This window comes from Pseudomonas sp. FP198 (genome assembly GCF_030687895.1).
Lineage (GTDB): Bacteria > Pseudomonadota > Gammaproteobacteria > Pseudomonadales > Pseudomonadaceae > Aquipseudomonas.
This window is the reverse complement of record NZ_CP117452.1, coordinates 3,901,691-3,926,599: the sequence shown is the minus strand read 5'-3', so window position 1 is coordinate 3,926,599 and position 24,909 is coordinate 3,901,691. Positions and strand designations below refer to the sequence as shown.

General features: G+C 62.5%; 23 protein-coding genes, 5 tRNA genes and 1 pseudogene. 20 read left to right on the top strand and 9 right to left on the bottom strand.

Features of this window, described 5'->3' with window-relative positions; all coding sequences use genetic code 11:
- Positions 1–66 precede the first annotated feature (66 nt).
- Positions 67–1,059, top strand: a complete 993-nt coding sequence (locus PSH78_RS17860) for a diaminopimelate epimerase (protein WP_305495867.1) — start codon at positions 67–69, stop codon at positions 1,057–1,059.
- A 185-nt stretch (positions 1,060–1,244) separates the two neighbouring features.
- Here PSH78_RS17860 and codA read toward each other — a convergent pair whose 3' ends face one another.
- The 5 genes from codA to PSH78_RS17835 all read right to left on the bottom strand — a co-directional run bounded on the left by codA (position 1,245) and on the right by PSH78_RS17835 (position 6,459).
- Positions 1,245–2,492, bottom strand: a complete 1,248-nt coding sequence (codA, locus tag PSH78_RS17855; RefSeq protein ID WP_305495865.1) for a cytosine deaminase — start codon at positions 2,490–2,492, stop codon at positions 1,245–1,247.
- A gap of 12 nt (positions 2,493–2,504) precedes the next feature.
- Positions 2,505–3,776, bottom strand: a complete 1,272-nt coding sequence (gene codB, locus PSH78_RS17850) for a cytosine permease (RefSeq protein ID WP_305495863.1) — start codon at positions 3,774–3,776, stop codon at positions 2,505–2,507.
- Positions 3,777–4,052: 276 nt separating this feature from the next.
- Positions 4,053–4,883, bottom strand: a complete 831-nt coding sequence (locus tag PSH78_RS17845; protein WP_305495862.1) for an alpha/beta fold hydrolase — start codon at positions 4,881–4,883, stop codon at positions 4,053–4,055.
- A 57-nt stretch (positions 4,884–4,940) separates the two neighbouring features.
- Entirely contained in the window at positions 4,941–5,297 is a 357-nt protein-coding gene (queD, locus tag PSH78_RS17840) for a 6-carboxytetrahydropterin synthase QueD (RefSeq protein WP_025212792.1), read from the bottom strand.
- Between the two features lie 82 nt (positions 5,298–5,379).
- Complete coding sequence (locus tag PSH78_RS17835) at positions 5,380–6,459, bottom strand: patatin-like phospholipase family protein (RefSeq protein WP_305495861.1); 1,080 nt, start codon at positions 6,457–6,459, stop codon at positions 5,380–5,382.
- Positions 6,460–6,675: 216 nt separating this feature from the next.
- Between PSH78_RS17835 and PSH78_RS17830 the strand changes: the two genes are divergently transcribed.
- From PSH78_RS17830 to PSH78_RS17800, 8 genes and pseudogenes are all read left to right on the top strand, one after another.
- On the top strand, positions 6,676–6,984 hold the full coding sequence (locus tag PSH78_RS17830; protein WP_305495859.1) for a PepSY domain-containing protein: 309 nt from the start codon (positions 6,676–6,678) through the stop codon (positions 6,982–6,984).
- Entirely contained in the window at positions 6,984–7,295 is a 312-nt protein-coding gene (locus PSH78_RS17825; RefSeq protein ID WP_305495858.1) for a PepSY domain-containing protein, read from the top strand. Before PSH78_RS17830 ends, PSH78_RS17825 begins: the two co-directional genes overlap by 1 nt.
- Complete coding sequence (locus tag PSH78_RS17820) at positions 7,295–7,963, top strand: response regulator transcription factor (protein WP_305495857.1); 669 nt, start codon at positions 7,295–7,297, stop codon at positions 7,961–7,963. The genes PSH78_RS17825 and PSH78_RS17820 overlap by 1 nt, the downstream gene beginning before the upstream one ends.
- A complete protein-coding gene (locus tag PSH78_RS17815) occupies positions 7,960–9,273 on the top strand; it encodes an ATP-binding protein (protein WP_305495855.1) in 1,314 nt (437 codons plus the stop codon). The genes PSH78_RS17820 and PSH78_RS17815 overlap by 4 nt, the downstream gene beginning before the upstream one ends.
- Before the next feature lie 245 nt (positions 9,274–9,518).
- The gene (locus tag PSH78_RS17810) at positions 9,519–10,835 is read left to right on the top strand and encodes a Na+/H+ antiporter family protein (protein WP_305501313.1); all 1,317 of its coding nucleotides are present in this window, start codon (positions 9,519–9,521) and stop codon (positions 10,833–10,835) included.
- 111 nt (positions 10,836–10,946) lie between these two features.
- Positions 10,947–11,837: pseudogene (locus tag PSH78_RS26710) on the top strand (cache domain-containing protein); the annotation flags it as partial.
- A gap of 84 nt (positions 11,838–11,921) precedes the next feature.
- Positions 11,922–12,743, top strand: coding sequence for a methyl-accepting chemotaxis protein (locus PSH78_RS26705; protein ID WP_370871133.1), 822 nt, complete (start codon positions 11,922–11,924; stop codon positions 12,741–12,743).
- A 444-nt stretch (positions 12,744–13,187) separates the two neighbouring features.
- A complete protein-coding gene (locus PSH78_RS17800) occupies positions 13,188–14,249 on the top strand; it encodes an AI-2E family transporter (protein ID WP_305495852.1) in 1,062 nt (353 codons plus the stop codon).
- Here the strand turns inward: PSH78_RS17800 and PSH78_RS17795 are convergent.
- The 3 genes from PSH78_RS17795 to PSH78_RS17785 form a co-directional block, all read right to left on the bottom strand.
- The gene (locus PSH78_RS17795; RefSeq protein ID WP_305495849.1) at positions 14,246–14,428 is read right to left on the bottom strand and encodes a hypothetical protein; all 183 of its coding nucleotides are present in this window, start codon (positions 14,426–14,428) and stop codon (positions 14,246–14,248) included. The two genes, PSH78_RS17800 and PSH78_RS17795, sit on opposite strands and share 4 nt — an antisense overlap.
- A gap of 89 nt (positions 14,429–14,517) precedes the next feature.
- Positions 14,518–14,712, bottom strand: a complete 195-nt coding sequence (locus PSH78_RS17790) for a hypothetical protein (protein ID WP_305495847.1) — start codon at positions 14,710–14,712, stop codon at positions 14,518–14,520.
- Positions 14,713–14,966: 254 nt separating this feature from the next.
- Positions 14,967–15,042: transfer RNA gene (locus tag PSH78_RS17785), tRNA-Asn, on the bottom strand.
- Positions 15,043–15,275: 233 nt separating this feature from the next.
- On the opposite strand from PSH78_RS17785, the gene PSH78_RS17780 reads away from it, so the two are divergent.
- The gene (locus tag PSH78_RS17780; RefSeq protein ID WP_305495845.1) at positions 15,276–15,503 is read left to right on the top strand and encodes a hypothetical protein; all 228 of its coding nucleotides are present in this window, start codon (positions 15,276–15,278) and stop codon (positions 15,501–15,503) included.
- Between the two features lie 238 nt (positions 15,504–15,741).
- Here the strand turns inward: PSH78_RS17780 and PSH78_RS17775 are convergent, their stop codons facing one another.
- On the bottom strand, positions 15,742–16,938 hold the full coding sequence (locus PSH78_RS17775) for an amino acid aminotransferase (protein ID WP_305495843.1): 1,197 nt from the start codon (positions 16,936–16,938) through the stop codon (positions 15,742–15,744).
- A gap of 332 nt (positions 16,939–17,270) precedes the next feature.
- Between PSH78_RS17775 and uvrB the strand changes: the two genes are divergently transcribed.
- The 10 genes from uvrB (at position 17,271) to PSH78_RS17725 (ending at position 24,851) form a co-directional block, all read left to right on the top strand.
- Complete coding sequence (gene uvrB, locus PSH78_RS17770) at positions 17,271–19,286, top strand: excinuclease ABC subunit UvrB (protein WP_305495842.1); 2,016 nt, start codon at positions 17,271–17,273, stop codon at positions 19,284–19,286.
- Positions 19,287–19,529: 243 nt separating this feature from the next.
- The gene (gene gltX, locus PSH78_RS17765) at positions 19,530–21,011 is read left to right on the top strand and encodes a glutamate--tRNA ligase (protein WP_305495840.1); all 1,482 of its coding nucleotides are present in this window, start codon (positions 19,530–19,532) and stop codon (positions 21,009–21,011) included.
- A 146-nt stretch (positions 21,012–21,157) separates the two neighbouring features.
- Positions 21,158–21,233, top strand: a tRNA-Ala gene (locus PSH78_RS17760).
- Between the two features lie 78 nt (positions 21,234–21,311).
- Positions 21,312–21,387 (top strand) — tRNA-Glu (locus PSH78_RS17755).
- Positions 21,388–21,443: 56 nt separating this feature from the next.
- A tRNA-Ala gene (locus PSH78_RS17750) sits at positions 21,444–21,519 on the top strand.
- A gap of 76 nt (positions 21,520–21,595) precedes the next feature.
- Positions 21,596–21,671, top strand: a tRNA-Glu gene (locus tag PSH78_RS17745).
- Between the two features lie 179 nt (positions 21,672–21,850).
- Positions 21,851–22,390, top strand: coding sequence for a TetR/AcrR family transcriptional regulator (locus PSH78_RS17740; RefSeq protein WP_305495839.1), 540 nt, complete (start codon positions 21,851–21,853; stop codon positions 22,388–22,390).
- A gap of 27 nt (positions 22,391–22,417) precedes the next feature.
- Complete coding sequence (locus PSH78_RS17735; protein ID WP_305495838.1) at positions 22,418–23,251, top strand: alpha/beta fold hydrolase; 834 nt, start codon at positions 22,418–22,420, stop codon at positions 23,249–23,251.
- Between the two features lie 45 nt (positions 23,252–23,296).
- Positions 23,297–23,782 (top strand): thioesterase family protein, encoded by a 486-nt coding sequence (locus tag PSH78_RS17730; protein ID WP_305495837.1) that lies wholly within the window; start codon positions 23,297–23,299, stop codon positions 23,780–23,782.
- Between the two features lie 109 nt (positions 23,783–23,891).
- On the top strand, positions 23,892–24,851 hold the full coding sequence (locus PSH78_RS17725) for a tRNA-dihydrouridine synthase (RefSeq protein WP_305495835.1): 960 nt from the start codon (positions 23,892–23,894) through the stop codon (positions 24,849–24,851).
- Positions 24,852–24,909: the final 58 nt, after the last annotated feature.

Here is a 24,909-nt window from a genome sequence, read left to right as displayed (position 1 = left end):
GAGTGTGTTTTATAGCGTCAGCGTCTAGAGTATCGACGCCTTCTCGCTTGCTTCGGATTTGATTCCATGACGCAGTTCTACAACGCACGCGGCAACCTCTACGGAGTCGTTTCACCGCAGCAGGTGCGTGCCCTGGGCATCGGCCTGCCGTCGTCCGCCGCCGAGGCGGCCTCGTTACGCCAATCCTGGGCCAGCGCCGCCGTGCAGGCCTTCTGCGCCTGGGCGCCGGGGGAGGCGCCGCCGGATGCCAAGGCTCATCGCAGTGATGGGCTGCTGGTCGGCCCGTTCCAGGACACGCCGCCCTTCGACCTGCTGATCGTCAATACCGACGGGACGCTGGCCGAGCGTAGCGGCAATGGCCTGACGATTTTTTCCCTGGCGCTGCAAGAGCGAGGGTTGCTGGTGGGCGATGACGATTGCGTACTGCAGGTTCACCACGACAAACCCGACGGTATCTCACCGCTGCGGACATCGGTTCGCGCCGCTGAGTTGGGCGGCGTCCCAGGCTTCTGGCTGGACCTGGGGACACCGCTGTTCGGGCCCGCTGCCGTGGGCGCTCAAGGTGTAGCAGCGGTGACCTTCAACCAATGCGCGGTAAGCCGGGTGCCCGCGCTGCATGGCTTGAACCCGGCGTGGGGCAACAGCCAATTCGTACGCATCGGCAATCCTCATTGCGTAACGCTGGTGGATGACGTGGAGGCGTTGCCAGGTCTTGCGCAAATGCGCGCCGAGGCGCTGTCGCAAAGCCTGACCGGCATTGCCTACGCAGCGCCTGGCGGGGCGGGGATTCCTTGTCCAGCGGGGGTCAACCTGCAATGGGCCTGGCGCGCCGCCGACGGACAGATCGCCGCCCGGGTGTTCGAGCGGGGCGAAGGCCCAACCGCGTCCTCCGGCACCAGCGCCAGCGCCGTCGCGTGTGCCGCGTGGCGGGTGGGCTGGGTGCAGGCCGGGACGGTGAGCGTCATGATGCCCGGCGGGACTGCGCCAATCCTGTTGCAAGAGCGGGAGGGTGAGTTGGTACGGGTCAGCCTGTTTGGCACGGCGCGGCTTGTCCCGTAGGGGCTTTCGGATGTTGTGCGGCGCGGCGATTTCCGCCATCGCGAGCAAGTTCGCTCTTACAGTTTGATCGGCTACGGCCACGAAATTTGTGTACGGCACAGAACCCTGTGGGAGCGAGCTTGCTCGCGAAGACGGTGGCAAGTCCAACCTTGCTGTAACCGAACCGCTGCTATTGCGAGCAGGAATCAACCCCGTTGCGGCCCAAACTCCACCACCGGCATCTGCCGCTTCATCAACACTTCACCATTGCGAATCGAGTAAAGCGGCAGGCCCTGGCTGCGGATCACTTCGTAGTCGCTGTCGGCCGAGAGGATCAGCAGGTTCGCCGGGCGTCCGGGTTCCAGTCCGTAACGTTCGCCCAGGGCCATGGCCTTGGCGCTGTTGTCAGTGACCAGGTCCAAAGCGCTTTGCAGGTTGCGGTAGCCGAGCATATGGCAGATGTGCAGCCCGGCTTCGAGCACGCGCAGGATGTTGCCGTTGCCCAACGGATACCATGGGTCGACGATCGAGTCCTGGCCGAAGCAGACGTTCATCCCGGCTTCGAGCAATTCGTTGACCCGGGTGACGCCGCGGCGTTTGGGGAAGTTGTCGAAGCGCCCTTGCAGGTGAATGCTTTCGGTGGGGCACGATACAAAGCTGATGCCCGAGTGCCCGAGCAGGCGGAACAGCTTGGCGCAGTAGGCGTTGTCGTAGGAGCCCATGGCCGTGGTGTGGCTGGCGGTGACCCGGGCGCCCATGTCGCGGCTGCGGGCCTCTTCGGCGAGCACTTCCAGAAAACGCGAGTGCGGGTCGTCGGTTTCGTCGCAGTGCACATCCACCAGGCAACCGGTGCGCTCGGCCAGGTCCATGAGGAACTTCACCGAGCTGACGCCCTGGTCGCGGGTGTACTCGAAATGCGGAATGCCGCCTACCACGTCGGCGCCCATGCGGATGGCTTCTTCCATCAGTTCGCGACCGCTGCGGTAGGACTCGATGCCCTCCTGGGGAAACGCGACGATCTGCATGTCGACCAGATGACGGCTTTCCTCGCGCACTTCCAGCATTGCCTTGAGCGCGGTGAGCGTCGGGTCGGTCACGTCGACGTGGGTGCGCACATGCTGGATGCCATGGGCGGCGAGGGCCTGGAGCGTTTTCCTGGCGCGGATCCTGGTGTCTTCGTGGGTGATGGTGGCCTTGCGTTCGCCCCAGCACTCGATGCCTTCGAACAGCGTACCGCTCATGTTCCAGCGCGGTTCGCCGGCAGTCAGGGTGGCGTCCAGGTGAATGTGCGGCTCGACGAAGGGCGGCACCACCAGGTTGCCGCCGGCGTCGAGGTCTTCGGGGCCCAGGCTGGGGGCCTCGGTCTGGCGGGCGATGCTGGCGATCAGGCCGTTTTCCAGGTGCAGTTCATGCAAGCCTTCGCGGTTGCGCAGGCGGGCGTTGATGATGTGCATCAAGCGAGTCCTTTATAGGTCTTGTAGGGGCGCGTCAGCGGTGCGAATACCCATCACGCCGATCAATAGCACATACGTTAGCGCGCCGGTGGCGATTCCTACCAGCGGCGCAACCCATGGTGAATTGAAGGCGGCCACCGTGCCGACGCCGTAGGCACACAGCCCGGGCCAGTTGAAGGCCGGCAGTTGCGCCGCGGCCAGGCGCGGATAGCGGCCACGCCAGCGGAAGAAGAAGTCGGCCATGATCACCCCGCCAATCGGCGGGATCACGGTGCCGAGCAGGATCAGGTACGGCACCAGCAAATCGTACATGCCCAGCAGCGCCAGCAGCGTGCCGATCACCGCGCCGGCCAGTGTGACGGTCTTGCGTCGGCGGGTGCGCAGCAGGTTGCAGCCGGCCACGGCAAAGTTGTAGATCGTGTTGTCCTGGGTGCTCCAGATGTTGAGCAGAAGCATCGCCATCGCCGCCATGGCGAAACCTTGCAGCAGCAAGACTTCGACCACATCGGGCTGCTGGTAGACGATGGCTCCGTAGGCGCCGATCAGCACCATCAGGCCATTGCCGAGAAAAAAACCGATCAGGCTGGCCAGCACCGCGACCTTTGCCGAACGGGAAAAGCGCGTCCAGTTGGTCGCCTGGGTGGCGCCGCTGACGAACGTGCCGAACACCAGCGTGATCGCGGTGGACCAGTCCAGGCTGCCGGTGGGCACAACCGCGAGCAGACCATCGAGGCCACCGACCTGCTGCGTGGCGACCCACATCGAGAGGATCAGCAACAGCATCATCGCCGGCACGGCGACGTACGAGAGGATTTCCAGTCCGCGATAGCCGATGTAGGCCGTGGCGCAGAAGCCCAGCCCGAACAGCACCATCAACCCCAGGACGGTGCCCTGGCTCAATTCGAAATACTTGCCCAGCACCACCGCCGCGGTGGCCGTGCCCCAGGCGTACCAGCCGATCTGAGTGAAGCCCAGGATCAAGTCGCTGAGCTTGCTGCCCACCTCGCCAAAACAGAAGCGGCCCATCAACACCGAATTGAGCCCGCTCTTGAAAGCGATGTAACCCAGGCTCGCCGCGTACAGCCCCAGCAGCAGGTTGCCGATGACAATCACGCCGAGCATCTCGGCGAAACCGAATGCCACGCCCAACTTGCCGCCGGCAAACATGGTCGCGGTGAAAAAAGTGAAACCCAGCAGCACCATGGCGGTGGAGGCTAGGCCCTTGCGGGCATGCATCGGGACTTCGCTCAAGGGATAGTCGTTACCGGGATCGTTCTGAGTCATGTGGCGGTCCTTGCGGAGGAGGGAATGTCGCAAGCGTGCAGCGGCCGTGCCAAACGAGTGATCGCCGGTTATTTATAGCCAATGGGTGGATATCGGGTGGGCTTCGAGGAGCAAAAGCGGTGCAGGGGTGGTTCAAGTTGGAACACGGATCGTGTTACTCAGAAGTACCTTGTGGGGGCGAGCCTGCTCACGAATGCGCTGCATCAGTCGATGGCTATGTGACTGATCGGACGCTTTCGCGAGCAGGCTCGCTCCTACAAAGGTTGCAGGGGGCCCTCAGGTGGGCGAGTGCAGCGGCAAAAACCGCATCACCGCCGCGACGATCGCTTCCGGCGCGTCCTCCTGGACCAGATGCCCGGCATTCGGCACAGGATGGAACAGCGCCCCCGGGATCATTTTGTGCAGCGCCCGGCCGCGCTCGATGGGGATCCACTGGTCATCCTCGCCCCAAAGGATCTGCGTCGGGCAGCGCACCTTCGGATACAGGCCCTGGACCTCGTCGGTGTAACGCTCGTCCATCTGCGCAATCTGCCGGTAGAGCGCAGCCTGGCCGGTTTCGCCGAGCCAGGGCTGGACGTACGGGGCGAGTTCTTCATCGGTAATGCAGCGCTTGATCGCGCCACGGATATAGGTCGGCACGATGGCCCGCTGGATGTAGTCGGGCAGGCCGCTGAACGCCGCTTCGTGCTGGCGTACGTGTTGCACGAACGCAGAGCCCCACGGCGACAAGGCTACCGGGTCGATCAGGGTCAGGCTGCGGTAATCCTTGCCATCGAGCAGATGGGTGCGCAGGACCGTCGCGCCGCCAAAGTCATGGGCGATGACGTCCGGGCAATCCAGCTTCCAATGCTCCAGCAGTCGGGCAAGCAGCTGGTTCTGAACGCCGAGGGACACGTCTGCATCGGGTTGCGCGGATTGGCCATAACCCAACAGGTCGAAGTAATGAACCTTGTGCGTGGCGAAAAACAGCGGGGCGATCCGGTGCCATACATAAGAGGAGAACGGCGTGCCATGGACAAACACCAACGGCGGGCCGTCGCCGTGGATGGCGTAGCGGATGGGGTGCCCGTTGAAGTCGTATTCCTGATCCAGCGGCCAGTCGGTCATGATGGTGTCCTCTTGGTATATCCGAACCAAGGAGGATAGACACAAAGGCCGCCAGGTTCATTCGCCGTGGTAGATGCAGCCGCTGGTGCAGGTCTCGTGGATGCGAATGGCGCTGAGTTCCGGCAGCAGCGGCTTCAACTCGTTCCAGATCCACTTGGCCAGGACTTCGCTGGTGGGGTTTTCCAGACCGGGGATGTCGTTGAGGTAGTTGTGGTCCAGGCGCTCGTAGAGCGGCTTGAAAATCGCCTTGATTTCCGAGAAGTCGCGAATCCAGCCGGTGTGCGGGTCGATGTCGCCGCTGAGGTGGATCGCCACCTTGAACGAATGACCATGCAGGCGTCCGCACTTGTGGCCTTCCGGCACGTGGGGCAGGCGGTGGGCGGATTCGAAGGTGAACTCTTTGAAAATTTCCACAAATTTGGCTCTTTAAATGGACGGTCGCGAGGCAGGCGGCGCAGTTTATCAGTTTGATCCCCGCGTTGCGCGAGCGTGCTGACTAAAGGGTCAGCAAACGCTCGCCCAGCCCACCGTTGGCGGTCAGTTCGAGGAACTCGTCGCCGAGGCGGCGGCTTTCGTCCATTGCGGTGCGCCAGTATTTGCGGCGGCCCGGGTCATCGCCCATGAAGCGCTTGAAGTCGTTGCGGTCCGGCAGTTTGCCGAAGGGCAGGCGAGCCAGGTATTCGCGGGACGGCGCCAGCAGCAGTACATCCTGCAAGCGCGAGGTATCGCCTCGGCGCCATGGCAGGCCTTTGTCGAACCAGCCGGGAATGACCCGATCGGTGAAGTGCGGATAGAGCACGATGTCCTCGCCGCTATAGGGCAGGTCAAGGTGGTAGTCCAGCAGGCCGCCATCGCGGTAGGTGCCCGCGCCGGCGCCGGGCAGGTCGCGCACGCCTTCCATGATCATCGGGATCGAGCCCGACGCCAGCAGTGCCTGGCGCAGGTTGCCGGCCTCCAGCGGCACGAAGCGCGAGGGGAAATCCGTCAGCGGATGGAGCGGGGGAGCCAGGCGCGGGTCGTGGATGATCAGCCTTTCAAAATGCCGCGACAGCCGCGCCCGGCCGCGCAGGTTGTCGGCGATCACCGAGGACAGCCCCAGGCCCAGCCGGCCGCGATGGTCCTGCGCCAACAGGCCATGACTCTTGACTACCATGATGTTGAGCCGGTAATGCGGATTGTCGAGGATCGTCAGGTCGCGACCTTCAAGCAGGTCGTCGAGCATGCGCTGCGAGCTCTGGCTGACCCCGGCCATGGTCACGCCTTTGGCGAAGCTCTGCTCGTTGTACAGGATGCCCAGGCGGCGGATGCCCTCGGCGGCGTCCGGCAGACAGGCGCTGGCGAAGCGCCAGGAGCCGACCGATGCACCGATCAGAGAGCGCTCCCGCGGCGCGGCGGGCAGCCATTCACCGAACAGCGCCAGGTCCAGCCCCTGGATACCCAAGGCCTTCGGCCCTCCGGCGGCGCCCGGCAGGATGCCGACATCGGCGGCCTGAAGGCCTGCCTGGCGGATGCGCTTGAAGGCGCGAGGGCCGGCCTTCAGAGTCAGTGCGGGGAACTTGATGTGAATGGCGGTCATACCGGTCTCGAATACGTGCAAGCGGCTGATTATAGCGACACAAAAACCCGTGGGAGCGAGCTTGCTCGCGATGACGCTGTGTCAGTTGTCAGTTTTGATGACTGACCTGACGCTGGCGCGAGCAAAATTGACCTGGATTCAATGATGGCAATTCAGTTTCAGTTAAGTTCGTCCCGATACAGTTCCCCGCTGAAGATTATAAAAAGGAGATAACCCGTGAACCGCCTCACTGCCTTTTGCATCGCGACGCTCATGGTCATCGGTACGGGTCTGGCCCAAGCCCGGGACCTCAGTGCCACTGAGGCCCAAAAACTGCTGGACGCTGGTACCATCCTGCCTTTTGATCAGCTCAACGCCGCTGCCCTGGCCAAACACACTGGCGCCACGGTGACCGATACCGAGCTGGAAGAGGAATACGGCAAGTACCGGTACAAAGTGGATCTGCGTGATGCCAAGGGCATCGAGTGGGATCTGGAACTCGACGCCGTCACTGGCGAGGTGCTGAAGAATCATCAGGATACGTAATGAAGCTTAATCTGCGCGCCCGCAACCGTTGGGCGCTGGCGCTGCTGGTGTGTTGTTCGGTGGCCGTGGCCCGCGACCTGGACCAGGACGAAGCCCTGCAACTGCGCCAGCAGGGCGTGATCCTGCCCTTGGAGCATCTGCTGCAACAGGCGCTGGACCTCCACCCTGGCGCCAAGTTGCTGGAAGCCGAGCTGGAAGAAAAGCACGGCATCTACATCTACGAAGTCGAGCTGCTGGACACCGACGGCGTCGTGCGCGAACTGGACCTGGAGGCCGCGACCGGCCGTTTACTCAAAGATAAGGAAGACTGATGCGCCTGCTACTGGTGGAAGACCATGTTCCCCTGGCCGACGAACTGATGGCCGGGCTCGCCCGGCAGGGCTACGCGGTCGATTGGCTCGCCGACGGGCGCGACGCGGTGTATCAGGGCAGCAGCGAGCCCTACGACCTGATCATTCTCGACCTTGGGCTGCCAGGGGTGCCGGGGCTCGAGGTGCTGGCGCAATGGCGCGCTGGCGGCTTGACCACCCCGGTACTGATCCTCACCGCGCGAGGCTCCTGGGCCGAGCGCATCGAAGGGCTCAAGGCCGGCGCCGATGATTACCTGACCAAACCCTTTCACCCCGAAGAGCTGCACCTGCGCATCCAGGCACTACTGCGTCGCTCCCATGGCCAGGTCAACCAGCCGACGCTGCAAGCAGCGGGGTTGCACCTGGACGAAGGCCGGCAATGCGTGATTCGCGACGGCGCCGAGATCCAGCTGACCGCCGCCGAATTCAGGCTGCTGCGCTATTTCATGCTCCACCCCGAGCAGATCCTTTCCAAGAGCCACCTCGCCGAGCATCTTTATGACGGTGAAACCGAGCGCGATTCGAATGTGCTGGAAGTCCACGTCAATCACCTGCGCCGCAAGCTCGGACGCAGCGTGATCGAAACCCGTCGCGGCCAGGGCTACCTGTTCGGCGGGCAGGCGCAGTGAGATCCATCCAGCGGCGCCTGAGCCTGGGCCTGATCGGGGTGATGGTGGTGGTCGGCCTGGTGCTCGCGCAGACCAGTTTGTGGCTGTTCGAGTTGGGTTTGCAGCGCTACCTCGAAGCCGGGTTGCGCAATGACAGCGAGAACCTGCTGGTGGCCCTGGTCCGTGGCCCGCAAGGGTTGCAACTGGACGAGCGACGCTTGTCGCCGGCTTACCTGCGGCCGTTTTCCGGGCATTATTTCCGCATCGATTTTGCCGACGAGCATTGGCGCTCCCGTTCCCTCTGGGACCAGGAACTGCCGCGGCTCGACCATCCGGGGCTGCACAGCAACCTGCAACTGGGTCCCGAAGGCCAGAAACTGCTGGTGCTGCGCACTGACTACCGGCGCCTGGGCCAGGCGATTTCCATCAGCGTAGCGCAGGACTACACGCCTGTGCGTGACAGCTTCCTGCGGATGCAGCAGGTCGGCCTCGGCCTCGGCTTGGCGGGGTTGCTGCTGATCCTGCTGTTGCAGCGGCTCACGGTGCAGCGCGCCTTGCGGCCGTTGGAGAGGGCCCGGGAGCAGATTGCCCAACTGCAACGGGGCCAGCGTTCACAACTCGACGAACAAGTGCCCAGGGAACTGGAGCCGCTGGTGGCGCAGATCAACCATTTGCTGGCCCATACCGAAGACAGCCTCAAGCGTTCGCGCAACGCCCTGGGTAACCTTGGCCATGCCTTGAAGACACCTCTGGCGGTGCTGCAGAGCCTGGCGTCGAACGAGAAGCTCGACCCTTATCCGGAGCTGCGCAAGTTGCTGCTGGATCAACTCGAGCAGGTTCGCCAGCGCCTGAACCGCGAACTCAACCGTGCCCGCCTGTCCGGCGATGCCTTGCCCGGCGCGCATTTGGATTGCGACGCCGAACTGCCGGGATTGCTCGCGACGTTGAACATGATCCACGGCGAGCATCTGCATCTGGCTTATGTCGCGCCGCCCGGCTTGCACCTGCCCTGGGATCGGGAAGACCTGCTGGAACTGCTGGGCAACCTGCTGGACAACGCCTGCAAATGGGCTGATGCCGAAGTGCGCCTGACCGTGAGCGAGACGCTCGTGGGTTTCCACCTGGCAGTGGAAGACGATGGCCCCGGCATCCCGCCGGATCGCCGCGACCAGGTCTTCAGCCGCGGTACGCGCCTGGATGAGCAGACCGACGGCCATGGCCTGGGGCTGGGCATCGTGCGCGACATCGTCGACACCTGGGGTGGGACATTGGCGTTGGGCGACAGCGAGTGGGGCGGGTTGCAAGTAATGATTGAGCTGCCCAAGCGCTGAAATCATGGCCGCATCTCCTGTGGGAGCGAGCTTGCTCGCGATAGCGGCTTGTCAGTCGATACTTTTGTAACTGACCCGACGCCATCGCGAGCAAGCTCGCTCCCACAGGGGCAATGTGGTGGATTCAAACGCTGCGAGTGATTGCAAAACCCGCCGCATGACCCTTGCAGCTTGCCGCCGCTTGCTGCAAAGTCGCGACCTTTTTGTCCGGTGGCTTTCCATCGCTGTGCTTTGAGGTAACGATGATAAATGCAGTAATTGCCGCGGTTGGCGTCATGCTGGTGCTCAGCCTGTCCCGCGTGCATGTGGTGATCGCGCTGATTATCGGCGCGCTGGTGGGTGGCCTGGTAGGCGGCCTGGGGATCGAGGCAACACTCAAGGCCTTCAACGCGGGCCTTGGCGGCGGCGCGACGGTGGCGTTGTCCTACGCTCTGCTGGGCGCCTTTGCGGTGGCGATTGCCAAGTCCGGCATGGCCCATGCCTTGGCCGACAAGGTCCTGGCCATGGTCGACCGCCAGGACGCGGCTGGCGGCACCAGCGTCAAATGGCTGTTGATCGGCCTGCTGGGTACGGTCGCGGTGGCCTCGCAGAATATCCTGCCGATCCATATTGCCTTCATTCCGCTGCTGGTGCCGCCACTGCTTTATGTGCTGACCAAGCTGCAACTCGACCGTCGGCTGATCGCCTGTGTCATGACTTTCGGCCTGATCACCCCCTACATGTTCCTGCCGGTGGGCTTCGGCAACATCTTCCTCAACGAAATCCTGCTCGCCAACATCGCCCGCAGCGGGGTCGATGTCAGTGGCATCAACGTCACCCATGCCATGGGCATCCCGGCGCTGGGCATGGTCTTCGGGCTGCTGCTGTCGTTTATCAGCTACCGGAAGAAACGCGTCTACGACCTGAAAAAGATCGCCAAGGCCGAGCAGGTGGCCGTGCGCTACAACCCGTTGAGCCTGCTGGTGGCCGGGTTGGCAATCGCGGCGGCATTCGCCATCCAGCTCTTGCTCGATTCGATGATCATCGGCGCCCTGGCCGGTTTCCTGATTTTCTCGGTGTCGGGCGTGGTGCGCTGGCGCGAGACGGACGACCTGTTCACCGAAGGCATGAAGATGATGGCGATGATCGGCTTCATCATGATCGCCGCCTCGGGCTTCGCCGAAGTGATGAAGGCCACCGGTGAGGTGCAAAGCCTGGTGGAAACCTCGGCGGCCTGGATCGGCCACAACAAGGGCATCGGTGCGCTGTTGATGTTGCTGGTCGGGCTGCTGGTGACGATGGGGATCGGCTCGTCGTTTTCCACGGTGCCGATCCTGGCGACCATTTTTGTGCCGCTGTGCCTGCAACTGGGTTTCAGCCCGCTGGCGATCGTCTGCATCGTCGGCACCGCTGGCGCCCTGGGCGATGCCGGCTCGCCTGCCTCGGATTCGACCCTCGGCCCGACCTCCGGCCTGAACATCGACGGCCAGCATCACCACATCTGGGACACCGTGGTCCCGACCTTCCTCCACTACAACCTGCCATTGCTGGCGTTTGGTTGGGTGGCGGCGATGGTGTTGTAGCTTCAGCGACCGGGTTGTCTTCTTCGCGAGCAGGCTCGCTCCCACAGCGGATCGGTGTGAACACAGCAGTTGTGGACACCACCGAACCCTGTGGGAGCTAGCGTGCTCGCGATGGGGCCCGTGAATCCAGCGACCCTGCCAACCGGCTGTCCACCTTGTCCTACAGTTTTATCGTGCGCTGCCGTTAACCCAGCTAACCACGCCATAAAACCAACAAGAGTGAACAGCATGCGCCTGAGTCTGAAGGCTAAAGTCCTGTCCCTGGCAATTCTGCCGGTATTGCTGTCCGCGGTGATCATCAGCCTGACCACGGCGTTCATCTTGAAGGAACAGGCCAGCAAGGAAGTCCAGCAAACCCGCGAACGTCTGCTCAGTGAAGCCAAGGCCACGCTGCAGAATTACGTCGCGGTCGGCCTTACCGCCATCAAGCCGCTCTACGATGCCGCCGCGCCTGGCGATAACGAGGCGCGCGCCCAGGCAATCAAGTTGCTGTCGAACATCAGCTACGGCAAGGACGGCTACTTCTTCGGCTACGACTCCGAGACCATTCGCCTGTTCAAGGCCAACAGCCCCGACGGCGTGGGCAAGAGTTTCAAGGACAACCGCGACCCGAACGGTGTCTACGTCAACCGCGACCTGGTGAAAGTCGCCAAGGACGGCACGCATTATCTGGAATACAGCTCACCGCTGCCCGGTAGCAAGGACCTGGTGCCCAAGCTCGGCTACACCGAATACCTGGCCAAGTGGGACCTGGCGGTCGGCAGCTCGGTCAACCTGGACGGCATCGAAGGCCAGGTGGCGCTGGTGGAAGCCAAGGTCCACGATCGCCTGCAGGGCGTGATCCTGAGTATCGTCGGGATCGCCGCCGTGGTGCTGCTGGTGATCGCGGTGGTCGGCCTGGTGCTCGCCAATACCATCCTGCGTCCTCTGCACCTGATGAAGGACAACCTCGATGACATCGCCGCGGGCGAGGGCGACCTGACCCGGCGCCTGGCGATTACCAGCCAGGACGAACTGGGCCAACTGGCCGGTTCCTTCAACCGCTTCGTCGACAAGATCCACGGCCTGGTGCGGCAGATCACCGACATGACCTCGCAACTGACCGGCCTGGTGACGCAGGTGTCCGAGCAGGCCCAGCGTTCCGAGCAGGCCATGGAGCGCCAGCGCCACGAGACCGATCAGGTCGCCACGGCGATCAACGAAATGTCCTCCGCCGCCCAGGAAGTTGCCCGCAGTGCCCAGGGTGCAGCCGTTGCGGCGCAGCAGACCGATGAAGAAGGCCAGTCCGCCAAGCGCGTGGTGGCCGGCAGCATCCAGCAGATTCATGCGCTGGTGAACGATATCCGCAGCAGCGGCGTGTCCCTGGACAGCCTGCAACAGGACGTGGCCTCGATTGTCAGCGTACTCGGTGTGATCCGTTCGATTGCCGAGCAGACCAACCTGCTGGCGCTCAACGCGGCCATCGAGGCTGCGCGTGCCGGTGAGGCGGGCCGCGGGTTTGCGGTGGTGGCCGACGAAGTCCGCGCCCTCGCCAGCCGGACCCAGCAAAGCACCCAGGAAATCCAGGGCATGATCGATCGCCTGCAATCGGGTACGCATGCCGCGGTGGAAGCGATGCGCCGTTCCAGCGAGGCCGGTGACGGCACCTCGGAACGGGCCAACGAGGCGGGCGCTTCCCTGGACACCATGGCGCAACTGATCGGCACCATCAACTCGATGAACGCCCAGATCGCCAGCGCCGCCGAAGAGCAGACCGCGGTGGCTGAAGAAATCAACCGTAGCGTGCATCAGATCGCCGTGGCGGTGGACACTGTCGCCGACGAAACCCAGCTCAGCGCCCAGACTTCCCGCAGCCTGGCTGATCTGGGTCAGCGCCTGGGCAAACTGGTGGGGCAGTTCCGGATCTGATCCGAGCGCAGCAGGAGCTGCCGAAGGCTGCGATCTTTCGCTTTCGATCCAGATGTTTTCGCCTGGGCTACCAGGCCCTATCGGAAGCGGAGGATCGCAGCCTTCGGCAGTTTCTGCCGGGCAAATCGTTCCGTCGATTCATGTCATGCACTGTTGTGGCGAGGGGATTTATCCCCGTTGGGCTGCGAAGCGGCCCCAAAAAAAGCCAATACGACTTGCCTGATGTTCCGCGCAGTCTGTCTTAGGGGCTGCTTCGCAGCCCAGCGGGGATAAATCCCCTCGCCACAGTAATCAGGCAGGCAGCTCGCGCGCATCGCGCATCAACAGCCCGAACCACATGCCCATCCCCCGACTCGTGCTCGAATGCCGGCATATGGCAGACGCGACGGCACTCCGGCGAGTCCTGGCGGACTAACGTCTATCTGCCAATGACATGGAAAGCACATGAACCGAAAGAACCTCCAAAACAAGTCGCAGATGCTGTTGCTGATCCTGGTCAGCATTGCCTTCGTCTGGATTCTGCTGCCGTTTTATGGGGCGGTATTCTGGGCCGTCATCCTGGGCATCGTCTTTGCGCCGCTGCAACGTCGCTTGCAGTTCAAGTTCGGCTGGCCGCGCAATGTCACGGCACTGTTCACCCTGAGTATCTGCGTGGTGATCGCCATTTTGCCGGTGATCGTCATCAGTACCTTGCTCGTCCAGGAAGGGGCGGCGCTGTACAAGAGCCTGGAAAGTGGCGAGCTGGACGTCGCCGATTACCTGGCCCGTTTCAAGGAGGCGTTGCCGCCGTTCTTCCAGCACCTGCTCGACCGCTTCGGCCTGGGCAACCTGAGTGGCTTGCGAGACAAGATCGTCAAGAGCGCCATGCAGGGCAGCGAATTTTTCGCCACCCAGGCGTTCAGTTTCGGCCAGGGTACGTTCCAGTTCCTGGTGAGCTTCTTCGTGATGCTCTACCTGTTGTTCTTTTTCCTGCGTGACGGCGCGGAGCTGGTCCGCAAGGTGCGCTCGGCCGTTCCGCTGGCCGAGCACCAGAAGCGCCGCCTGCAATTGAAGTTCAACCGGGTGGTGCGGGCGACGGTGAAGGGCAACCTGTTGGTGGCGATCACCCAGGGCGCCTTGGGCGGCCTGATTTTCTGGATCCTGGGTATCCCGACGGTGCTGCCGTGGGCGGTGCTGATGGCGTTCCTGTCGCTGCTGCCGGCGGTGGGGGCGGGCATTGTCTGGGTGCCGGTGGCGGTGTATTTCCTGCTGTCGGGGGCGATCTGGCAGGGCGTGGTGCTGGCGCTGTTCGGGGTCTTCGTGATCGGCCTGGTGGACAACTTCCTGCGCCCGATCCTCGTCGGCAAGGACACCAAGATGCCCGACTACATGGTCCTGATTTCGACGCTCGGCGGGTTGGCCGTATTTGGCCTCAATGGTTTTGTCATCGGGCCGCTGATCGCCGCGCTGTTCATGTCCTGCTGGGCGCTGTTCGTCGAGGGCAAGCCGCGGGTACAGTTGCCCTAGGCGCTCAACAGGTACGGACCGATACGTTGTGACAGGGCCTGGGCGGCGGGCAATGAAGTCAGCGGACCGCTGACAGTAACGCCGTCCTGCACCAGATACCAGCAAGCCAACAGTCCGCGCTCCCGAAGTGGGGCGGGGACGGCGCTGCCAATGACAGACATGATTTGAACCTTGGGCATGGGAAACCTCCATCAGTCGATGGGGTTACCTTACGGCTCATGCGGGATGGGGAAAAATCAACCGCTTCAATAGTAGGAATCGATGCTGCTCAATCGACCACCAGGTCGAGCATGTGCACCACTTCCTGTTCGTTGAGCAGGCCCTTGCGAACCAGGTTTTCCGCGAGCAGGGAAAGGAACTTGGCGCTGCGGTGGCCTTCCAGGTGCTTGAGCTCGGTCAGTACGTTGTAGACCTTGCTGGAAGTGCACAGGCCGACGATGCGGTGGGGATTTTGTGTGGGCATGGCTTCGTCCTTGTTGTTATGAGCTGCGGCGGCGGACGTTGACAGTTTGCGGCACTGCCATGACACGCTCGTGACAGCTTGAGTCGTCGAAAAATAAAGCAGGATTCAGACCATAGTGCCTGGTTGGCGCCAGATTATTGTTCCGGTAGCGACCTCAGCCAGGCGGTATGCGGCGATCAGTCGCCGTTTGGCTGAAAAACGCCCACAAAAAAGCCCCTGGATCTTTAGATTCAGGGGCTTTGATTATTGCTGTCTGGCTCCACGACCTGGACTCGAACCAGGGACCCAGTGATTAACAGTCACTTGCTCTACCAACTGAGCTATCGCGGAATGGCGCGTATGTTACTGATTGGAAAAGAGAAGTCAAGCATCTATTGCGCACGGAGCGGCCTGAAGCCCAGCGGTGAGCAATCAACGATTGGCAGTTACCGCGACGGCGAGAGAGGGCTACCATGGACGCCCGGAAGTGGCAGGACGCGCTGCCGGCCATTCGCCGAGATCAAGGGACGCGCCATGAACCATCTGTTACCACTTCACACAATCGATTGCGCCAAGGTGTTCCTATGAGCACCGCCCAGATCAGTCTGCCCAAGGGCGTGGGCCCTCACGCTGAAAAACTGTACGACGCCATCACCCAGGCCAGCACCCCCGAAGAACTGAACCGCGCCGGTGGCAAGGCCGAGGGTTTTGTCCTGGGGCTCGAAAGTACCAAGGCGATCAAGAGCCAGGTCGCCGAGTCGTTGTATGTCATCTACGACGATGCGGCGAGCCAGCGGGCGACGGAGCTGTAGGCTCGACGAGCATTGCGTTCGCTGCTTTGTGGTCCGCTTGTGTGGCGAGGGAGCTTGCTCCCGCTGGGTTGCGAAGCAGCCCCAGGCTGTTCCAACCAACCAGGCTGATATCCCGCGGCGGCTGATTTTGGGGCTGCTCTGCAGCCCAGCGGGAGCAAGCTCCCTCGCCACGGGGGGCGGATTCAACCGAAAAAAAACGGGAAGCTCGAAGGCTTCCCGTTTTTCATTTCATCGAGCGTCAGATCACCTGGACGATGGCCTTGGTCACCGCATCGATGTTGTTCTGGTTCAACGCGGCCACGCAGATGCGGCCGGTGTCCAGGGCATAGATGCCGAACTCGTTGCGCAGGCGGGTCACTTGTTCAACGGTGAGGCCGGAGTAGGAGAACATCCCGCTCTGGCGGGCGACGAAGCTGAAGTCGTGATGCGGCGCGGCCTTGGCCAGCATGTCGACCATCTGCTCGCGCATGCCACGAATGCGCAGGCGCATTTCGGCCAGCTCTTCTTCCCACTGCGCGCGCAGCTCAGGGCTGTTGAGCACGGCGGCGACGATACTGGCGCCGTGGGTCGGCGGGTTGGAGTAGTTGGTGCGGATCACGCGCTTGACCTGGGACAGCACGCGGGTGCTTTCTTCCTTCGACTCGCTGACGATCGACAGCGCGCCGACACGCTCTCCGTACAGGGAGAACGACTTGGAGAACGAGCTGGAGGCGAAGAAGGTCAGGCCCGACTCGGCGAACAGGCGCACGGCCGCCGCGTCTTCGTCGATGCCTTTGCCGAAGCCCTGGTAGGCCATGTCCAGGAACGGCACATGGTTCTTGGCCTTGACCACCGCCAGGACGTTTTTCCAGTCTTCCGGGCTCAGGTCCACGCCGGTCGGGTTGTGGCAGCAGGCATGCAGCACGACGATCGAACGGTCGGGCAGGGCGTTGAGGTCTTCCAGCAGGCCGCTGCGGTTCACGTCGTGGGTAGCGGCGTCGTAGTAACGATAGTTCTGCACCGGGAAGCCGGCGGTTTCGAACAGCGCGCGGTGGTTTTCCCAGCTTGGGTCGCTGATGGCCACGACCGCGTCCGGCAGCAATTGCTTGAGGAAGTCGGCACCGATCTTCAGTGCGCCCGTGCCGCCCACGGCCTGGGTGGTGATGACGCGGCCCGATGCGATCAGCGGGGAGTCCTTGCCGAACAGCAGGGTCTGGACTGCCTGGTCATAGGCGGCAATGCCGTCGATCGGCAGGTAACCGCGGGAAACGTGCTGAGCCACGCGAATCGTCTCGGCTTCGACCACGGCGCGCAGCAACGGAATGCGCCCTTCCTCGTTGCAGTAAACACCCACGCCCAGGTTGACCTTATTGGTACGGGGGTCGGCATTGAAAGCTTCGTTGAGGCCCAGGATGGGGTCGCGTGGTGCCAATTCGACAGCGGAAAACAGGCTCATTATTGCGCGGCTCTGAATGGAGGGTGAGAGGACGTGTCGCGCTCCAGCCGAATGCACTAGAGCGGTGCACAAACGGGGAGCTAGTATAGAGGCCATCACCGGACAGGGCGACAGGCTATTCGGCGTTTAGCGTAAGTATTTTCGATTTTTTTCGACCGTTAGTCCCTTCGCAGCGTCAAAGTCTGCAAGGCGTGTAGGACGTTCGTCTTGAAAGCGAAGGCAATCACCTCCACATTGTGTGCATTCCAGCTTTTTCCTCGGGCGACGTCAGTCGTTTCGGTCTTTCTCGTTCCTGTCGCCTGGCCGACGGGGGTGAACCCAGGGGTTATGTCATGTCTGAATTCCAGCTAGTCACTCGCTTCCAGCCCGCCGGCGACCAGCCGGAAGCCATCCGCCTGATGGTGGAAGGCATCGAGGCCGGGCTGGCGCACCAGACCTTGCTCGGTGTGACCGGCTCGGGCAAGACCTTCAGTATCGCCAACGTGATTGCCCAGGTGCAGCGGCCGACCCTGGTGCTGGCGCCGAACAAGACCCTGGCGGCGCAGTTGTATGGCGAGTTCAAGGCGTTTTTCCCGAACAACGCCGTCGAGTATTTCGTCTCCTACTACGACTATTACCAGCCCGAGGCTTATGTGCCTTCGTCGGACACCTTCATCGAGAAGGACGCCTCGATCAACGACCACATCGAACAGATGCGGCTGTCGGCGACCAAGGCGTTGCTCGAGCGCAAGGACGCGATCATTGTCACCACGGTGTCGTGCATCTACGGTCTGGGCAGCCCGGAAACCTATCTGAAAATGGTCCTGCACGTGGACCGTGGCGACAAACTCGACCAGCGCGCCTTGCTCCGGCGCCTGGCGGACTTGCAATACACCCGCAACGATATGGACTTCGCCCGGGCCACGTTCCGGGTGCGCGGCGACGTGATCGACATCTATCCGGCCGAATCGGACCTGGAAGCGATTCGTATCGAGCTGTTCGATGACGAAGTGGAGAGCATCTCGGCGTTCGATCCACTGACCGGCGAGGTGATCCGCAAGCTGCCACGCTTCACCTTTTATCCCAAGAGCCACTATGTGACACCACGGGAAACCCTGCTGGGCGCCATCGAGGGCATCAAGGCCGAGTTGCAGGAACGCCTGGAATACCTGCGTTCGAACAACAAACTGGTGGAAGCCCAACGTCTGGAGCAGCGGACCCGGTTCGATCTGGAAATGATCCTGGAGCTGGGCTACTGCAACGGCATCGAGAACTACTCGCGCTACCTGTCGGGCCGTCCGGCGGGTGCACCGCCGCCCACGTTGTATGACTATTTGCCGGCCGATGCCCTGCTGGTGATCGACGAATCCCACGTCAGCGTGCCTCAGGTCGGCGCCATGTACAAAGGCGACCGTTCGCGCAAGGAAACCCTGGTGGAATATGGCTTCCGCCTGCCCTCGGCGCTGGATAACCGGCCGATGCGCTTCGACGAATGGGAAAGCGTGAGCCCGCAGACGATTTTCGTCTCGGCCACGCCCGGCAACTACGAAGCCGAGCATGCCGGGCGGGTGGTCGAGCAAGTGGTGCGGCCGACCGGGCTGGTGGACCCGCAGGTGGAGGTGCGCCCGGCGCTGACTCAGGTCGATGACCTGCTCTCGGAGATCACCAAGCGCGTGGCGGTGGAGGAGCGGGTGCTGGTGACCACGCTGACCAAGCGCATGGCCGAAGACCTCACCGACTACCTCGCCGACCACGGCGTGCGGGTGCGTTACCTGCACTCGGACATCGACACGGTGGAGCGGGTCGAGATCATCCGCGACCTGCGCCTGGGCACCTTCGATGTGCTGGTGGGGATCAACCTGCTGCGCGAAGGCCTGGACATGCCCGAGGTATCGCTGGTGGCGATTCTCGACGCGGACAAGGAAGGTTTCCTGCGCTCCGAGCGCTCGTTGATCCAGACCATCGGTCGCGCCGCGCGTAACCTCAACGGCCGGGCGATCCTGTATGCCGATCGCATCACCGGCTCGATGGAGCGCGCCATCGGCGAGACCGAACGCCGTCGCGACAAGCAGATCGCTTTCAACCTGGCCAATGGCATCACGCCCAAGGGCGTGTTCAAGGATGTCGCCGACATCATGGAAGGCGCCACCGTGCCCGGTTCGCGCAGCAAGAAGCGCAAGGGCATGGCCAAGGCCGCCGAAGAGAGCGCCCGCTACGAGGCCGAACTGCGCTCACCGAGCGAAATCGCCAAGCGTATCCGGCAGTTGGAAGAGAAGATGTACCAGCTCGCCCGGGACCTGGAGTTCGAGGCGGCCGCGCAGTTGCGTGACGAGATTGGCAAGCTGCGTGAGCGGTTGCTGACTGTCTGAGGTTTTGCAGGGCTCCAGGGCCTCTTCGTCGGAACGCCGCCCGGAGCAGGCTCGCTCCCACAGTAAACCGAGTCGTCCGAACTGGATGCGGTTCAGTGTGGGAGCGAGCCTGCTCGCGAATGGCTCAACTCGGTCTGACGACCGGCCACACAAATCCCCCTCTCACTGGAGCCCGCCCACCATCGCCTGTTACCATTCGCCCCCTGTTTCATCTTCGCTTTTATATTCTTTCCGAGACATGCCATGACCACCGTCCGTACCCGCATCGCGCCTTCGCCTACTGGCGATCCCCATGTCGGCACCGCTTACATCGCCTTGTTCAACTATTGCTTTGCCAAGCAGCACGGCGGTGAGTTCATCCTGCGGATCGAGGACACCGATCAGCTGCGTTCGACCCGCGAGTCGGAACAGCAGATCTTCGACGCCCTGCGCTGGCTCGGTATCGACTGGAGCGAAGGTCCTGACGTCGGCGGGCCACACGGTCCGTACCGCCAGAGCGAGCGTGGCGAGATCTACAAGCAGTACTGCCAGCAACTGGTGGACATGGGCCACGCGTTTCCTTGCTTCTGCACCGCCGAAGAACTGGACCAGATGCGCGCCGAGCAGATCGCCCGGGGCGAGACGCCGCGCTACGACGGCCGTGCGCTGCTGCTGTCGAAAGAAGAAGTCGACCGTCGCCTGGCCGCGGGCGAGCCTCATGTGATCCGCATGAAGGTGCCGAGCGAGGGCGTCTGCGTGGTGCCGGACATGTTGCGTGGCGACGTCGAGATCCCGTGGGATCGGATGGACATGCAAGTGCTGATGAAGACCGACGGCCTGCCGACGTACTTCCTCGCCAACGTGGTCGACGACCATCTGATGGGCATCACCCATGTGCTGCGCGGCGAAGAATGGCTGCCCTCGGCACCGAAACTGATCCTGCTCTACGAATACTTCGGCTGGGAGCAACCGCAGTTGTGCTACATGCCGCTGCTGCGTAACCCGGACAAGAGCAAGCTGTCCAAGCGCAAGAACCCGACCTCGGTGACCTTCTACGAGCGCATGGGCTTCATGCCCGAGGCGATGCTCAACTACCTGGGCCGCATGGGCTGGTCGATGCCGGACGAGCGCGAGAAGTTCTCGCTGGAGGAGATGGTCGAGCACTTCGACCTGTCCCGCGTCTCCCTGGGCGGGCCGATCTTCGACGTCGAGAAGCTGTCCTGGCTCAACGGCCAGTGGCTGCGCGACCTGCCGGTGGAAGAGTTTGCCGCGCGGGTGCAGAAGTGGGCGTTCAACCCCGAGTACATGATGAAGATCGCCCCGCACGTGCAGGGCAGGGTAGAAACCTTCAGCCAGATCGCGCCATTGGCCGGGTTCTTTTTTGCCAGCGGCGTGACCCCGGATGTGAAGCTGTTCGAATCGAAGAAACTCTCCGGCGATCAGGTGCGGCAGTTGATGCAATTGATCCTGTGGAAACTGGAAAGCCTGCGCCAGTGGGAAAAGGACAGCATTACCGCGACCATCCAGGCGGTGGTTGAACACCTGGAACTGAAATTGCGCGATGCGATGCCGCTGATGTTCGCCGCCATCACCGGCCAGGCGAGCTCGGTGTCGGTGCTCGATGCGATGGAAATCCTCGGGCCGGACCTGACCCGTTTCCGTCTGCGCCAGGCCATTGATCTGCTCGGTGGCGTGTCGAAGAAGGAGAACAAGGAGTGGGAAAAACTGCTGGGCGCGATTGCCTGAGCGGTCGATGGAACAAGGCATCCCCCGGTTTTCCGGGGTTTGTCGGTAAGTGATTGTTATCCCGGCAAAAAATTTTCAATTTTGTTGAAAATAAATTTGACAGCCCTCGGATACGCCCTTAAGATTCGCCCCGTCCTCAGCGATGAGGGGCTATAGCTCAGCTGGGAGAGCGCTTGCATGGCATGCAAGAGGTCGACGGTTCGATCCCGTCTAGCTCCACCAATTTACACTTCAAGGCCTGGCCGCACTGGTCTTGAAGCGATCAACACTCGGTGTTGATCAGATGTTAGAAGGGTTTGCGTCCCCTTCGTCTAGTGGCCTAGGACACCGCCCTTTCACGGCGGTAACAGGGGTTCGAGTCCCCTAGGGGACGCCAGTTTTACAGAAGCGATGTTGCAACAGGATGTCGCTCCGCCGCGAGGCGAAAAATCCGGGGCTATAGCTCAGCTGGGAGAGCGCTTGCATGGCATGCAAGAGGTCGACGGTTCGATCCCGTCTAGCTCCACCAATTTACACTTCGAGGCCTGGCCACACCGGTCTTGAAGCGATCAGTTCTCAGCACTGATCATGTTCAGAAGGTTTGTGTCCCCTTCGTCTAGTGGCCTAGGACACCGCCCTTTCACGGCGGTAACAGGGGTTCGAGTCCCCTAGGGGACGCCACGATTACCCGCTCTGCGGGATTTTATAAGGGTCATTCAATTCTTGAATGGCCCTTTTGTTTGTCTGGCGTTCAGCCAATTCCCCTATCCTCGATGAATCCTTCCGACCAGCGGTGAAGATTTCGCTTGCGGAAATTTATTATGGGAATAATATTTCAATCGTAATATTCGGAGGCAACGATGAGCGATAAAAAAGCACAAACCCGAGAACGCATTCTCAAGGCCGCCAGCGATGCGCTGATCCAGCGCGGGCCGGCCGAGCCGAGCGTGGGCGAGGTGATGGGTGCGGCCGGGCTGACGGTGGGCGGTTTTTATGCCCACTTCGAAAGCAAGGACGCCTTGATGCTGGAGGCGTTCAAGCAACTGCTCAATCGCCGCCGTGGCTTGATCGCCGACATGGATGCCGAGCTGACAGGCGAAGAGCGGCGCGCGTTGGTCGCGGCGTTCTACCTGTCGCGCAAGCATCGTGATTCCACCGAGCAGGCGTGCCCGATCCCGGCCTCGGTCGGCGAGCTCGGACGACTGCCGGACGCGTTTCGTGAGGTTCTCAGTGAGCATATCGAGCTGATGGTCGCGCAGTTGGCCGCCAGCCCCGAGGATGCGGACAAAGCCCTGGCCGACATCGCCTTGATGGTCGGCGGCCTGGCCCTGGCCCGAGCGTTGGGCCCGGGCGAGTTATCGGATCGTTTGCTGCGCGCCGCCAAGTCGGCGGTGCGCTGAGCTAAGGCGCAAGCCCTGGAGATGAGCATGGATAGGTTGAGCTGGATTCGTGGTGTCAATGGCACGCTTGGCCGGATAGCCCCGCGCCTGGTAGCGAAACAGATGCGCAGGGTGTTCATGAGTCCTCGGGCCCTGCCGCCGCGGGACTGGGAGCTGCCATTACTGGCCTCGTCCGAGCGCATCACTTTGCGCTTCGGCCTGTCTGCGTTGCGCTGGGGCAAAGGCCCGGCGGTGCTGCTGATGCACGGCTGGGAAGGGCGCCCGACGCAGTTCGCGGCACTGATCAATGCGCTGGTGGACGCCGGTTATACGGTGGTGGCGCTGGATGGGCCGGCCCATGGTCGCTCGCCGGGTCGCGAGGCCAATGTGCTGCTGTTCGCCAGGGCGATGCTCGAAGCGGCAGCCGAGTTGCCGCCGTTGCAAGCGGTGATCGGCCACTCGATGGGCGGCGCCAGTGCCATGCTGGCGGTTCAGCTTGGGTTGCGGACCGAGACACTGGTCAGCATCGCCGCGCCGGCGCGTATCCTCGGCGTCCTGCGTGGCTTCGCCCGGATGGTGGGTTTGCCACCCAGGGCGCGTTCGGCCTTTATTCGCCAGGTGGAGCAGGACGTCGGTATGCAGGCTTCGAAGATGGATGTCGCGCAATACCAGCTGGATATTCCGGGCTTGATTGTCCACGCCGAGGACGATACGTCGGTATCGGTCAAGGAATCGCAACTGATCCATGAAGCCTGGTTCGACAGCCGCTTGCTGCGCCTGGGTCAGGGCGGGCATCAACGGGTACTGGCCGATCCCCGGGTCATTGATGGTGTGTTATCACTGTTGGCCGGACGCAGCCTGCAGGCGCGGCAATCGGCCTGAGCTTCCGGTACACTGCGCCCATCCAAATTCGACCAGGAGACGGGCATGGGCTGGGATCGGGCAACGCCGTTCATCATTGAGCTTCAGGTGAATGCCGAAGACATCGACGGGCTGGGCCACGCCAATAACGCGGTGTACGTCACCTGGCTGGAACGTTGCGCGTGGCGCCATTCCCAGCGCCTGGGCCTGGACCTGGTGGAGTACCGCCGGCTTGACCGGGCCATGGCGGTGGTACGGCATGAAATCGATTACCTGGCGGCAGCCTATGAAGGCGACGAATTGCAGTTGGCGACCTGGATCGTCGACTGGGATCAGCGGCTGAAAATGACCCGGCATTTTCAACTGGTTCGCCCCAGTGATAACGCCACATTGCTGCGCGCCCAGACCACCTTCGTCTGCATCGAACTGTCCACCGGCAGGCCCAAGCGCATGCCGCCGGAGTTTATCGAGGGCTACGCAGTGGCGCTGAACCCTTGTGGGAGCGAGCCTGCTCGCGAAGGCGGCGGTACATCCAACAGCTTTGCAAGCTGACCCACCGCTTTCGCGAGCAGGCTCGCTCCCACAGGTTTTATGGTGAATGCCGGATAGGTGAGCAAAATCCGCTAAACTGCCGCACGTTTTTTCGTTGAGTGTGTTTTCCATGCAAATTGCCCTGGCGCCCATGGAGGGGTTGGTCGACAACATCCTGCGGGACGTCCTGACCCGTGTTGGCGGTATCGACTGGTGTGTCACCGAATTCATCCGCGTCAACGACCGTCTGCTCACGCCGGCCTATTTTCATAAGCTCGGTCCTGAACTGCTGACCGGTGCCCGGACGGCTGCCGGCGTGCCGTTGCGGGTGCAATTGTTGGGTTCCGATCCGGTGTGCCTGGCGGAGAACGCCGCGCTGGCCTGTGAGCTGGGCTCGGCAGTCATCGACCTGAATTTTGGTTGCCCGGCCAAGACGGTGAACAAATCCCGGGGCGGGGCGGTGTTGCTCAAGGAGCCGGAACTGCTCAACCAGATCGTCGAGCATGTCCGTCGCGCGGTGCCGAAACACATCCCCGTCACCGCCAAGATGCGCCTGGGCTTCGACAGTCCGGACGGCGCGCTGGTCTGCGCCACGGCCCTGGCCGAGGGCGGCGCGGCGCACATCGTCGTGCATGCGCGGACCAAGGTCGATGGCTACAAGCCGCCGGCCCACTGGGAATGGATTCCCCGGGTCCAGGACGTGGTCAAGGTGCCGGTGTTTGCCAACGGCGATATCTGGAGCGTCGAAGACTGGCGTCGTTGCCGGGAAATCAGCGGCGTCGAAGATATCATGCTCGGCCGCGGCCTGGTTTCCCGCCCTGACCTGGCCCGGCAGATCGCCGCCGCCCGGGCCGGCGAGGAGGTGGTCGAGATGTCCTGGGCCGAACTGCAACCGATGCTCCAGGACTTCTGGGTGCAAGTGGTCGACCAACTGACGCCACGCCAGGCGCCCGGTCGGTTGAAACAGTGGCTGGCGATGTTGACCCGCAACTACCCCGAGGCGGTCGAGCTGTTCAGTGCCCTGCGCCGGGAAACCGACCTGGACGCAGTGGGTCGTTTGCTGGGTGTGCAGCGCACGGAAGCGGCCTGAAAAAATTTCCGAAAAAGCTCTTGAAAAGTATTTGGTGGTCCCTAGATAGGGAGTACGC